General features: G+C 74.3%; 10 protein-coding genes. 5 read left to right on the top strand and 5 right to left on the bottom strand.

The window, feature by feature from the left end; genetic code table 11:
- Positions 1-243 precede the first annotated feature (243 nt).
- Both ACFV6D_RS33955 and ACFV6D_RS33950 read left to right on the top strand, forming a co-directional pair.
- Positions 244-651 carry a YciI family protein gene (locus tag ACFV6D_RS33955; RefSeq protein ID WP_380343631.1) on the top strand — a complete coding sequence of 136 codons (408 nt, stop codon included), beginning with the start codon at positions 244-246 and terminating at the stop codon, positions 649-651.
- An 8-nt stretch (positions 652-659) separates the two neighbouring features.
- Positions 660-1,805 carry an RNA polymerase sigma factor gene (locus ACFV6D_RS33950; protein ID WP_380562631.1) on the top strand — a complete coding sequence of 382 codons (1,146 nt, stop codon included), beginning with the start codon at positions 660-662 and terminating at the stop codon, positions 1,803-1,805.
- An 86-nt stretch (positions 1,806-1,891) separates the two neighbouring features.
- Here ACFV6D_RS33950 and ACFV6D_RS33945 read toward each other — a convergent pair whose 3' ends face one another.
- The 5 genes from ACFV6D_RS33945 to ACFV6D_RS33925 all read right to left on the bottom strand — a co-directional run bounded on the left by ACFV6D_RS33945 (position 1,892) and on the right by ACFV6D_RS33925 (position 7,316).
- Entirely contained in the window at positions 1,892-3,202 is a 1,311-nt protein-coding gene (locus ACFV6D_RS33945; protein WP_380376994.1) for a DUF58 domain-containing protein, read from the bottom strand.
- A 28-nt stretch (positions 3,203-3,230) separates the two neighbouring features.
- Positions 3,231-4,151, bottom strand: coding sequence for an AAA family ATPase (locus ACFV6D_RS33940; protein WP_380343635.1), 921 nt, complete (start codon positions 4,149-4,151; stop codon positions 3,231-3,233).
- A 101-nt stretch (positions 4,152-4,252) separates the two neighbouring features.
- Positions 4,253-5,485, bottom strand: coding sequence for a DUF4350 domain-containing protein (locus tag ACFV6D_RS33935; protein WP_380562627.1), 1,233 nt, complete (start codon positions 5,483-5,485; stop codon positions 4,253-4,255).
- A complete protein-coding gene (locus ACFV6D_RS33930; protein ID WP_380562624.1) occupies positions 5,482-6,141 on the bottom strand; it encodes a DUF4129 domain-containing protein in 660 nt (219 codons plus the stop codon). The genes ACFV6D_RS33935 and ACFV6D_RS33930 overlap by 4 nt, the downstream gene beginning before the upstream one ends.
- Positions 6,142-6,146: 5 nt before the next feature.
- Positions 6,147-7,316, bottom strand: coding sequence for a hypothetical protein (locus tag ACFV6D_RS33925; protein WP_063349152.1), 1,170 nt, complete (start codon positions 7,314-7,316; stop codon positions 6,147-6,149).
- A gap of 288 nt (positions 7,317-7,604) precedes the next feature.
- Between ACFV6D_RS33925 and mtrA the strand changes: the two genes are divergently transcribed.
- The 3 genes from mtrA to ACFV6D_RS33910 all read left to right on the top strand — a co-directional run bounded on the left by mtrA (position 7,605) and on the right by ACFV6D_RS33910 (position 12,229).
- On the top strand, positions 7,605-8,282 hold the full coding sequence (gene mtrA, locus ACFV6D_RS33920) for an MtrAB system response regulator MtrA (RefSeq protein WP_030247322.1): 678 nt from the start codon (positions 7,605-7,607) through the stop codon (positions 8,280-8,282).
- A 70-nt stretch (positions 8,283-8,352) separates the two neighbouring features.
- Positions 8,353-10,389 (top strand): MtrAB system histidine kinase MtrB, encoded by a 2,037-nt coding sequence (mtrB, locus tag ACFV6D_RS33915; RefSeq protein WP_380562622.1) that lies wholly within the window; start codon positions 8,353-8,355, stop codon positions 10,387-10,389.
- Complete coding sequence (locus ACFV6D_RS33910; protein WP_208869098.1) at positions 10,364-12,229, top strand: LpqB family beta-propeller domain-containing protein; 1,866 nt, start codon at positions 10,364-10,366, stop codon at positions 12,227-12,229. The genes mtrB and ACFV6D_RS33910 overlap by 26 nt, the downstream gene beginning before the upstream one ends.
- Positions 12,230-12,282 lie beyond the last annotated feature (53 nt).

Genomic DNA, 12,282 nt, shown 5'->3' with positions numbered 1-12,282 from the left:
GCAGGGGGGACCCTGTGGGAGAGTAGGACGCCGCCGAACAATCATTCACAGAGAACCCCCATCCGGGAAACCGGATGGGGGTTCTTTGCATTTCCGGCCCACGGGAGCACCTCACCAGGGCCCCACGAAAGTCCCCACGAAAGTTCAAAAAAGTTCGGCTGGCTATGTCGAGAACCCGTGGCTGGCTCCGTCCCCGGGGTGGACGCGGCCACAATGGGTCGCACCAGCACCGAGGAGAACATCATGGCCAAGTACCTGCTGCTCAAGCACTACCGAGGCGCCCCGGCTCCGGTCAACAACGTGCCCATGGACCGATGGACGCCCGAGGAGATCTCGGCGCACGTGCGGTACATGCAGGACTTCGCGGACCGGCTGGAGAAGACCGGCGAGTTCGTCGACGGCCAGGCACTCGCTCCCGAGGGGACGTTCGTCCGGTACGACGGCGAGGGGCGCCCGCCGGTGACCGACGGCCCGTTCGCCGAGACCAAGGACCTGATCGCCGGCTGGATGGTGATCGACGTCGACAGCTACGAGCGCGCCGTCCAGCTGGCCGGGGAACTGTCGGCCGCTCCCGGGGCGGGCGGGCGGCCGATCCACGAGTGGCTGGAGCTGCGTCCGTTCCTGGCCGCGCCGCCCACCGTCACCGAGTGACCTCCCCGGTGGACGAAGTCCTGCTCCGGAGCCTCGCGCCGAGCGTGCTCGGTATCCTCGTCCGCCGCGGAGCCGACTTCGCGGCGGCCGAGGACGCCGTGCAGGACGCGATGGTCGAGGCGGTCCGCGTCTGGCCGGCCGACCCGCCGCGGGACCCCAAGGGCTGGCTGGTCACCGTGGCCTGGCGCCGGTTCCTCGACGGGGCCCGGGCGGACGCGGCCCGCCGCCGACGCGAGGACCGGGTCGAGGAGGAACCGGAGCCGGGGCCCGCGTCCGCGGTGGACGACACGCTCCAGCTCTACTTCCTGTGCGCGCACCCGTCGTTGACGCCGCCGTCGGCGGTCGCGCTCACGTTGCGGGCCGTGGGTGGGCTGACCACCCGCCAGATCGCCCAGGCCTACCTGGTGCCCGAGGCGACCATGGCGCAGCGGATCAGCCGGGCCAAGCGGACCGTCTCGGGGGTGCGGTTCGACCGGCCCGGCGACGTCGCCACCGTGCTGCGCGTGCTCTACCTGGTCTTCAACGAGGGCTACTCCGGGGACGTCGACCTCGCCGCCGAGGCCATCCGGCTGACCCGGCAGCTCGCGGAGGCGATCGACCACCCCGAGGTGGCGGGGCTGCTCGCCCTGATGCTGCTCCACCATGCCCGGCGCGGGACCCGGACCGCGTCCGACGGGAGCCTGGTGCCGCTCGCCGAGCAGGACCGTGGCCGGTGGGACACCGGGTTGATCGCCGAGGGCGTCGGGATCCTGCAAGCGGCCCTCGGCCGCGACCGGTTGGGCGAGTTCCAGGCCCAGGCCGCCATCGCGGCGCTCCACGCCGACGCGCCCACCGCCGAGGAGACCGACTGGGTGCAGATCGTCGAGTGGTACGACGAGCTCGCCCGCCTGACCGAGAGCTCGGTCGTCCGGCTCAACCGCGCGGTGGCCGTCGGTGAGGCCGACGGACCGCGCGCCGGGCTGGCGGCACTCGGGGAGCTGGACGGCTCGCTGCCCCGCCACACGGCGGTGGCGGCGTACCTCCACGAGCGCGACGGCGACCTGGAGATGGCGGCCCGGCTGTACGCCGAGGCGGCCCACCGGGCCCCCGACCTCGCCGAGCGCGACCACCTGACGCGCCAGGCCGCCCGGCTCAACGCCCGTCGGCGTCGCTGACGGACCAGGTGGGTGACGCCGCGTCACCACGGCCTGCCCGTTGAAGGAACGGGACCAAGAGACGGGACCGTCCGTACGGCGAGGGCTCAGAGGCGGCCGGCGGCCTTGAGGGCGAGGTAGGTGTCCGCGAGGGCGGGGGCGAGCTGGGCGGGGGAGGCGTCGAGGACGGTGACGCCGTGGCGGCTGAGGAGGTCGGCGGTGGCACGGCGGTCGGCGCGGGTCTGTTCGGCGGCGGCGGCGCCGTAGACGGCCTCCAGGGTGCCGCGCCCGGCGGCGAGGGCGTCCAGGTGGGGGTCGGCGACGGAGGCCAGGACCACCTCGTGGCGCTTGGTGAGGAGCGGCAGCAGCGGGCGCAGGCCGTCTTCGACCGGGGCCGTGTCGAGGCCGGTGAGCAGGACGATCAGCGAGCGGTGCGGTGCCATCTTGAGGGCGGTGGAGACCAGTGAGCGCATGTCGGTCTCGTGCAGGGCGGGTTGGAGGGAGGCCATCGCGTGGGTGAAGGCCGGCAGGATCTCGCTGGGCGAGCTGCCGGCGACCGCGGCGCGCTTGCGGGCGTCGTGGGCGAGCAGGTCGACGCGGTCGCCGGCGCGGGTGGCGAGGGCGGTGAGCAGCAGGGCGGCGTCGAGGGCGGCGTCGAGGCGGGGTGCGTCGCCGACCCGGCCGGCGGAGGTGCGGCCGGTGTCGAGGACGACGAGGATGTGCCGGTCGCGTTCGGGGCGCCAGGTGCGGACGGCGACGGTGTTGCGGCGGGCGCTGGCCCGCCAGTCGATGGAGCGGACGTCGTCGCCGGGCAGGTACTCGCGCAGGGAGTCGAACTCGGTGCCCTGGCCGCGGGTCAGGACGGAGGTGCGGCCGTCGAGTTCGCGCAGCCGCGCGAGCCGGGAGGGCAGGTGCTTGCGGCTGTTGAACGGGGGCAGGGCGCGGACCGTCCAGGGCAGGTGGTGCGAGCCCTGGCGGCCGGCCAGGCCGAGTGGCCCGAGCGAACGGACCGTCACCCGCCGGGCGTGGTGGTCGCCGCGGCGGGTCGGGGTGAGTGCGGTGACGGCCCGGCGCCGCTCGCCGGCGGGGACGTGCAGGGTGTGCCGGGAGGCGGCCTCGGCGGTGCCCGGCCGCCAGGCGGACGGGGCCCAGGCGTCGCGGATCCGGGCTCGGAGGGGCCGCCCGGAGGGGTTGGTGACGGTCAGTTCGACGGAGGCGGGTTCGCCGAGCCGGACGGTGGTGTCGCCGCCCCGGCCGAGTTCCAGGCTGCGGACGGGGGCGGCGAGCACCAGGTCGATCACGGCGGCGAGCAGCACGGTGCCGGTGACGAGGCCGATCCCGGCCCAGGACGGCAGCAACAGGCCCACGACGAGCGTGCCGAGCGCGGCGAGCAGGGCGGTTCGCCCGGTGAGGGCCATGCGGTGCGCTCCTTCGGGAACGGGTGGTTCAGCGGGGGGCGGGCGTCTGGGTGAGGACGGCCTGGATGACGGAGTCGGCGGTGACGCCCTCCATCTCGGCCTCGGCGCGCAGCGCGACGCGGTGCCGCAGGGTGGGCAGGGCCAGGGCCTTGACGTCGTCGGGGGTGACGTAGTCGCGGCCGGCGAGCCAGGCCCAGGCGCGGGAGGCGGCCAGCAGGGCGGTGGCACCGCGCGGCGAGACGCCGATGGACAGCGACGGGGACTGCCGGGTGGCCCGGCAGAGGTCGACGATGTACGCGAGGATCTCGGGGGAGACGGTCAGCTTGGCGATCTGCTCGCGGGCGGCGGCGAGGTGCGCGGGCCCGGCGACCGGGCGGACGCCGGCGGCGGCGAGGTTGCGGGGGTCGAAGCCGGCGGCGTGCCGGGACAGGACCTGGAACTCCTGGTCCCGGTCGGGCAGCGGCAGGACCAGCTTGAGCAGGAAGCGGTCCAGCTGGGCCTCGGGCAGCGGGTAGGTGCCCTCGTACTCGACCGGGTTCTGGGTCGCGGCGACCAGGAACGGGACGGGCAGTGCGCGCGGCACGCCGTCGACGGTGACCTGGTGCTCCTCCATGGCCTCCAGCAGGGCGGCCTGGGTCTTCGGCGGGGTGCGGTTGATCTCGTCGGCGAGCAGCAGGTTGGTGAAGACCGGGCCGGGCTGGAAGGAGAACTCGGCGGTCCGGGCGTCGTAGACGAGGGAGCCGGTGACGTCACCGGGCATCAGGTCGGGGGTGAACTGGATGCGCTTGGTGTCCAGGTTGAGCGCGGTGGACAGGGTGCGGACCAGCAGGGTCTTGGCGACGCCGGGGACGCCCTCCAGCAGGACGTGGCCGCCGCAGAGCAGGGCGACGACGAGGCCGGTGACGGCGGCGTCCTGGCCGACCACGGCCTTGCCGATCTCGGCGCGCAGGGCGGTGAGTGCGGCGCGCGGGTCGACGGCGGTGTCGGGGGTGCCCGGGGTGGCAGCCGCCGCGCCGGGGGTGCTGGACGGGGTGGCGGTGGCCTGTTCGGTCACGGGTTCCGTACCTGCCTTTCGAGGGCGTCGAGGTCGTCGGCGAGCCGCAGCAGTGCGGCGTCGTCGGTCGGGGGCGGGCCGAAGAGGAGGGCCCGGACGTCGCCGGCGGGCTGCTCGGGGAGGCGGTCGGCCACGGCCGCGCACAGGGTGTCGGGGTCGGGCGCGCCGGCGTGGAGCGGGACGCCCAGGGCGGGGGCGAGGCGGTGCGCGGCGGCCCGGCGCAGGGCCTCGGCGGCGCGGCCGCGGGCCTTGGCGCGGCGGTAGAGCCGGGCGCGGCCCTCGGTGGTCTCGGCGGCGCGGACCACCACGGGCAGGTTCTCGCTGATCACCGGGCCGAGTCGGCGGCCGCGCCACAGGGCGGTCAGGACGGCCGCGGCGGCGAGCTGGTAGCCGGCCCAGCGCCAGCCGTCCGGGATGTAGTCGCCGAAGGTCTTGTCCCGGGTGCCCTGGGCGGGCGGGACGCTGTAGTCGGGCAGGTGCCAGGTGAGGCGGGGCTGGGAGCCGAGCAGGCCGAGGGCGAGGGCGGCGTTGCCGTCCTTGGCGAGCTGCTCGTTGTGCAGGAAGGCGCCGGTGCCGAGCACGATGACGTCGCCGCCGGCGGTCGGGGCGCTGACCAGCGGGTAGCCGTGGCCGCGCGGGTAGCAGCCGGCGCCGCGGCTGCCGCTGGTGTAGAGCATCCCGCCGATCTCGGCGCTGCCGGCCCGCACGGCCTCGGTGAGCGGGCACTGTGCGGCGGTGCTGCGGACGGAGGCGTAGGAGGGCCCGCCGTCCTCGTCGGAGGGGCGGATGCCGGGGGCCAGGGCGCTGAGTGCGGCCGGACCGGGGGCGATGAGGACGAGCCGGCTGTGCCGGGCTGCGGCGACGGCGCGTAGTTCGGCGGGGCCGAGCAGGTCGGGTTCGGGCAGGACGAGGGTGTCGGCGCCGCCCGGGTGGCTGATGAGGTCGGTGGTGAGGTCGGCCTTGAGGCCCTGGTGTTCGAGCAGCGCGAGGACGGCGTGGGTGCCGTCCTGGTCGTAGGAGCGCGGGTCGAGCGGCGGGTAGCGGCGGTCCTGGCCGAGGGCGGCCACGGCGGTGGCGCCGATCAGCAGGATGGCGAGGACGAGCAGGTACCAGCGGGCCCGGCGCCAGAGGCCGCGGCCGGTGAGGGCGAGGCTGGTCGTGGCCGTCTCGTCGGGGGCAGGGACGGCGGGCGGCTGCGGCGCGGGCGGCGCGGGGGTGGTGCTGGTCATGCCGCTCCTCCCAGGGCCGGGCGGGCGCGTTCCAGGGTCCGGTCGAGCTCGCGCAGCAGCTGGTACGCGGCCTGGTCTGCGGTGCGCTCGCCGTAGGCGATGTCGTCGAAGGTGCGGGCGGCGGCGGCCAGGGCGGCGGCGTGGTCGGGCAGGGCCAGGCCGGCCTCGGTGGCGGCCTCGTCGGCGGTGCGGCCGGGGCGGACGTCGAGCAGGGTGCGTTCCTCCAGGGCCCGGACCAGGGCTCGCATCTGCGCGCGGACGGCCTCGTTCCAGTGCCCGGCGGCGGCGTGCCGTTCGGCGTCGGCCCGGTACTGGCCGGCGCCGCGCGGTCCTTCGACGCCGTAGACGTCGAGGACGGTGCGGGCCGCGCGCCGTGGAGCGCCGAGGCGCCACCAGAGGGCGGCGCCGATCAGCAGGGCGACGATCAGGAAGAGCACCAGGCCGGTGGTGCCGCTGGTGCCGTTGCCGGAGATGCTGTCGAGCGCGTCGGTGATGTGGTCGTTGAGCCAGGTCATGACCCGTTCCAGGACGCTCGGGTCGTGCTTGTGGTACTCGGCGTTGAGCAGCTCGTCGCGGGCGGCGTCGCGGGCCGGGTCACGCGGGACGGTGACCGGGGCGCCGTCCGCGACGAGGAGCCTGTCCCCCCAGGTAGGCATCCGGGTCAGCGCCTCGCGGGGGGTCGGCCAGCCTGGTCGCCCCAGCCGGTGGCGCCGGGCTCGGCGAGGCCGGCGGCGCGGGCGAGTTCGATGTCCAGGGCCTCGCGGCGGATCCGCTGGTCGATGTAGATGAGGACGCCGAGTGCGGCCCGGAAGGGGATGGTGAGGGTCGCGGCGATGATGCCGGCGATCGCGGTGGTGATCAGCATCGCGGTGGGCTCGTGGGCCGCGGTGAGGTCGACCTGGCGGTCGAAGTCGCTGAAGCCGAGGACGAGTCCGGCGAAGCGGAACGGGATCGCGATGACCATGGCGACGATGAAGGTCAGCACCTCGCCGAGCAGCGAGATGCCGAAGATGCGCCACCAGGAGCCGAGGGTCAGGCGCCGGGAGCGGGACAGTGCGGTTCGCACGCCCTGCTTCTCCAGCATCAGGGCGGGGGCGGCCAGGCTGAACCGGATCCACAGCCAGAACCCGACCGGGATGGTCAGGATGCCGACGAGGAAGAGGAGGGCCTCCGTCCCGGGGTCGCCCGCCGAGCCGGTGGCGTAGAAGTACCAGGGGCTGAAGCCGAGCAGCACCACGCCGCCGGACATCAGGCCGGTGAGCAGGGTCAGCCCGAGCAGCTGCGGCAGCCGGCGGCGGGCGTCGCGCCAGGCGTCCCCGGCGGTCGCGGACTGCCCGAGGACGGCGCGGCTGACGACCATGGTGAGCAGCGCGGTGGCGACCACGCCGAGCAGCACCGTCAGCGGCATCGAGGCGAGCATGGTCGTCACCTGGGTGGCGGGGCCGGTCTTGCCCTTGACCAGCAGCTGGGCGGCGACGTTTCCGGCCTGCTCGACGATGGCGATGCCGAGGGAGAGGGCGAGGGTCGTCCGCCAGTGCTTGCGGATGGTGGCGACGGAGCCGTCGAGGAGTTCGCCGAGTCCGAGCGGGCGCAGCGGGATGACGCCGGGCTTGGGGCTCTGCGGAGCGCCCCAGCCGTAGGGGTGGTGGCCGCCCGGTGCGGGCCGGCTCCAGTCGGGCCGGGCCTGCTGGCCGTTCCAGCCGGGGGCCGGGGCGCCCTGCGGTGGTGCCGACGGCCCGGGCACGGCGGCGGGCGCGTCGGCCGGGGGCCGGGCGTCGTCGCGGGGCGGCTCGGGCGAGCCGGGCGAGGCCCAGCCCGGAGTGTCGGTCATCACTGCTCCTCGGAGGGGCGTCACGGGCGCGGTTCCGGGCGGATCTTTCGCCCGCGCGCAGCGCCCATCGTGCCATGGGGCCTGGGGAGGCCCCAGGGGTATCCGGCCGCTGATCGGAAACGGGGGCCTTCCGGTGGTCGGGCGGTGGGCCGCGGACCGTTCGAAGACGTTCCGACCGGGCACATTCGCCCGGTATGGCCGGAATTAACCGGTGGGGGGAGTTGGCCGTTGTGGAGCATTGGCACTGCTGTGCGGCAGGTCACAATGCGGTAATGAGAGGATGGACGCATGAAGGGACGCGTCCTCGTCGTTGATGACGACTCCGCACTGGCCGAGATGCTCGGTATCGTGCTGCGTGGTGAGGGTTTTGAGCCGTTTTTCGTCGCGGATGGAGACAGGGCGCTAGCCGCGTTCCGGGAGACCAAGCCGGACCTGGTCCTGCTCGACCTGATGCTGCCCGGTCGGGACGGTATCGACGTCTGCCGGCAGATCCGGGCGGAGTCCGGCATTCCGATCGTCATGCTGACCGCGAAGACCGACACGGTCGACGTCGTGGTGGGCCTGGAGTCGGGTGCCGACGACTACGTCACCAAGCCGTTCAAGCCCAAGGAGCTGGTGGCCCGGGTGCGTGCCCGGCTGCGCCGTGCCGAGGAGCCGACGCCCGAGCAGCTGACCATCGGCGACCTGGTGATCGACGTGGCCGGCCACTCGGTGAAGCGGGACGGCCGGGGCATCCCGCTGACCCCGCTGGAGTTCGACCTGCTGGTCGCGCTGGCCCGCAAGCCCTGGCAGGTGTTCACCCGCGAGGTGCTGCTGGAGCAGGTCTGGGGCTACCGGCACGCGGCGGACACCCGCCTGGTCAACGTCCACGTGCAGCGCCTGCGGTCCAAGATCGAGAAGGACCCGGAGCGCCCCGAGATCGTGGTGACCGTCCGTGGCGTCGGCTACAAGGCCGGACCCAGCTGACGTGACGCACCTGGCTGACGAAGCCCCGTCGGGTTCCGCGACCGACGGGGCCGACGCGGTTCGCGGGTCCGTGCTGAGTTCGACCACCCGCCGCCGGCGCCGGGCGGCCGCGTTCGCGCTGCTGACCCGTCAGCTGCGTCGGCCCGCGCGCCGGGTGACGGCGCTGTACCGCCGGTCGATCCAGCTGCGCGTGGTGGCGGTCTCGCTGCTCGCGTCCATCGCGGTCGTCCTGGTGCTCGGCGTGGTCGTGATGGCGCAGGTGCGCACCGGCCTGCTCGGCACCAAGATGGCGGCCGCCCGCGAGCAGGCCAGGATCGGGTTCCAGGCGGAACTGAAGAAGATCGACGAGGCGAAGGACCAGCGGCTGCGGGTCGGCGCCACGCCCGACCCCACCATCGAGGAGACCGGCACCTGGCTGCTGCGCCAGGTCAACGACCTGGCCGCGAGCGGGCAGACCGTCTACTCGGTGATCGCGATGGCCGCCGGTACCGACGCCATCGTCCCGGAGAACGGCTTCGCGCCGCGCTTCTCGGGCGACATCCTGCCCAGCAGCGTCCCCGACACCCTGCGGGACAGGGTCCACGCCGAGCCCGGCCAGATGTTCGACCAGCCGGCCCGGATCCACCGGGCCGACGAGCGGACCGAGCCCGGGCTGGCCCTCGGCATGCAGTTCACCGGCCCGGCCGGCAACAGCTACCAGATGTTCTACGTGTTCTCCTTCGGCCAGGAGACCGACACCCTCGACCTGATCACCGGCACCCTGGCGACCGCCGGCGTGTTCGTGGTGATCCTGATGGGCGGCATCGCCTGGGTCGTGGTGCGCCAGGTGGTCACCCCGGTCCGGATGGCCGCCGGCATCTCCGAGCGGCTCGCCGACGGGCACCTGGAAGAGCGGATGAAGGTCACCGGCACGGACGACATCGCCCGCCTCGGCGAGTCGTTCAACCGGATGGCCAATGCCCTCCAGGCGCAGATCCGCCAGCTGGAGGAGCTGTCCCGGGTGCAGCGGCGCTTCGTCTCGGACGTCTCGCACGAGCTGCGCACCCCGCTGACCACGGTCCGGATGGCCGCGGACCTCATCTACGACAGCCGCGAGGACCTGGACCCGATGGCGGCCCGCTCGGCGGAGCTGTTGCAGGGCCAGCTGGACCGCTTCGAGTCGCTGCTCGCCGACCTGCTGGAGATCAGCCGCTTCGACGCCGGCGCCGCGATCCTGGACGGCGAGCCGGTCGACCTGCGCGACATCGTCGCCCGGGTGGTGGAGGCCGCCGACCCGCTGGCCCAGGCCAAGGGCAGTGCGGTGGTGATCCGCGGCGACGGCGAGCCGGTCGTCGCCGAGGTGGACTCCCGCCGGATCGAGCGCATCCTGCGCAACCTGGTGGTCAACGCCCTGGAGCACGGCGAGGGCCGCGACGTGGTGGTCCGGCTGGGCTCGGCCGACGGCGCGGTCGCGGTCGGCGTGCGCGACTACGGCATCGGCCTCAAGCCGGGCGAGGCGTCCCGGGTGTTCCACCGCTTCTGGCGGGCCGACCCGTCCCGGGTGCGGACCACCGGCGGCACCGGCCTCGGCCTGTCCATCGCGGTCGAGGACGCGCACCTGCACGGCGGCTGGCTGCAGGCCTGGGGCGAGCCCGGCGGCGGCTCGCACTTCCGGCTCACCCTGCCGCGCACCCGGGGCGGCGAGATCAGCCGGGCGCCGTTCCGGCTGGAGCCGGAGGACTCCCGCAACAACCGGGGCCTGGGCACCTACGGCGCGCCGTACCGGCGGGCGATCAGCCCGGCCGGCGCGACCGCGATGACCGCGGCCGAGGAGCAGGCGGAGACGCCGGAGGGGCCCGTCAACGGCTTCGGCAGCGGGCTCGGCGGGGTGCTGAACATCGGCCCCGACCTGGGCAAGCGCCGGTTGCCCGAAGGGCCGCGCGCGGACCCCTCGGACGTCCGGACGGCGGGGACCGGGTACGGTGCCACCGGCGCCCAGGTGATGGTGGACCCGACGCCCGGACGGCCGTCGGTGGCACAGCGGACGGCGGAGCCGGACGTGACGGGTGGGATGGGCGGGACGGACCTGGAGGGGTCGCAGCGTGCGAAGGACGAGCAGCAGGACTGAGCCGCGGTTCACGGCGGTGGCCGGCGTGGTGCTCGGCGCCCTGGTGGCGAGCGGCTGCGCGGCCATGCCGGACTCCGGCGGCATCTCCAGGGTGGAGCTGTCGCAGGGGGCGGCCGACAAGAACCTGCAGGCCAAGGTCTACCCGGTGGCGCCGGCCAAGGGCGCCAAGCCGCGCGCCCTGCTGACCGGGTTCCTGGACGCGGTGACCGCCGACGAGGGGTACGAGACCGCGCGCCAGTACCTCACCGAGAACGCCTCCGCACACTGGAACCCGGACGCCGGCATCCAGGTGCTCTCCGCCGCCACCCCGAACCTCCCGGCCGGCCAGGAGATCGCCGACACCGACACCAGCGTCTCCGCGACGGTGACCGGCTCGCTGATCGCCAGGATCGACGAGAAGCACTCGTACCTGGCCGAGGGGCAGCGGGACGTCTCGGCCGACTTCACCCTCGTCCGGGAGAAGGACGGCGAGTGGCGGATCGACAAGCTGCCGGCCGGCGTGATCATGAACGAGACCAACTTCAACAACAGCTACCGCCAGGTCGACCGGTACTTCTACACCACGCCGGACCCGTCCTCGACCGTCACCGGAAGTGCCGGCCAGCAGGTCCTGATCCCCGACCCGATCTACCTGCGGCGCCGGATAGACCCGCTGACCGCCGCCGCCAAGGCCCTGGTCGCCGGGCCCTCGACCTGGCTCGCGCCGGTCGCCCGGACGTCCTTCCCGAGCGGCGTCAGCGTCGACCGGGTGAGCGTCGACGACGGCCGGATCGCCCACGTGCAGCTCGGCGGGGCGGACGTCAGCGAACCGGTGTCCTGCCGTCGGATGGCGACCCAGCTCTTCTACACCCTCGCCGACCAGGGCAAGGGACAGGTCGAACGGCTTGAGCTGAAGGGCCAGCGGGGCAACTGCTTCGCCAGCCGCAACGACCTGCCGGCCACCGGCCCCGGCGCCCTGGCCGGGCCGCTGCCCGCGCAGCAGTACTACCAGCGCGCCGACAACGGCCTGCTGATGGTCACCGACGAGCAGCGCAACGGCGAGCCGGTGCGCGGCGTCCTCGGCAAGCCGCAGCCCGCCGGCAAGGCGCCGCTCGGCACCACGGCCGTCAGCCGGGACGGCTCCCGGGCCGCCGCCATCAGCGGGGACGGCCACCAGCTCTACTCGGTGCCGCTGGCGGACAGCGCGGTGGCGCTGCCCGACCCGGTGCTCACCTCGCCGGTGAAGACCGCCGACAAGGAGGACGGCCTCGCCTCGCCCAGCTGGGACGGCCGCGGCGACCTCTGGGTGGTGGACCGCAACCCGCAGGGCCCGCGGGTGGTGATGGTCCGCGGCAACCGGACGTACCCCGTCGCGGTCGAGGGGCTGGACGGGCAGACCGTACAGGCCCTGAAGATCTCCTCGGACGGCGCCCGGGCCGCCCTGGTGGTCAAGACCGCGGGCGTGCCCAGCCGCTCGCTGTACTTCGGCCTGGTGGTGCACGGCGGCACCCCGGAGGCGCCGACCGCGCGGATCACCGGCCTGCGCCGGGCGGCCCCCTCGCTCACCGACGTCGCCTCGGTCTCCTGGGCGGAGGCCGACCAGCTGCTGGTGCTCGGCAAGGAGGCCGACCGGATCAAGCAGCTGTACTACATCGGCACCGACGGCACACAGAGCGCCGACACCACGCTGCAGGCCGAGAACATGCTCACCGTCTCGGCCTCCGAGTCCCGGGGCAACGTCCTGGCCCAGGCGCCGGCGGTGCTCGCGGCGGCCGGAGGCGCGATCTACCGCCTGATCGGCAGTCAGTGGCGCGAGGTCCAGTTGGCCGACAAGGCCGGGTCCTTCTTCTACGCGGGCTAGGGCGTGTTTCATCATTCCCGCCGGGCGCGCGACGCCGGGCATCCCGCCTGACC

Origin of the sequence: Kitasatospora sp. NPDC059812 (genome assembly GCF_042732075.1) — a bacterium.
In the GTDB taxonomy this organism is placed as follows: Bacteria; Actinomycetota; Actinomycetes; order Streptomycetales; family Streptomycetaceae; genus Kitasatospora.
Note: the sequence above shows the minus strand (reverse complement) of the source record. Positions and strands in the feature narration are given on the sequence as shown.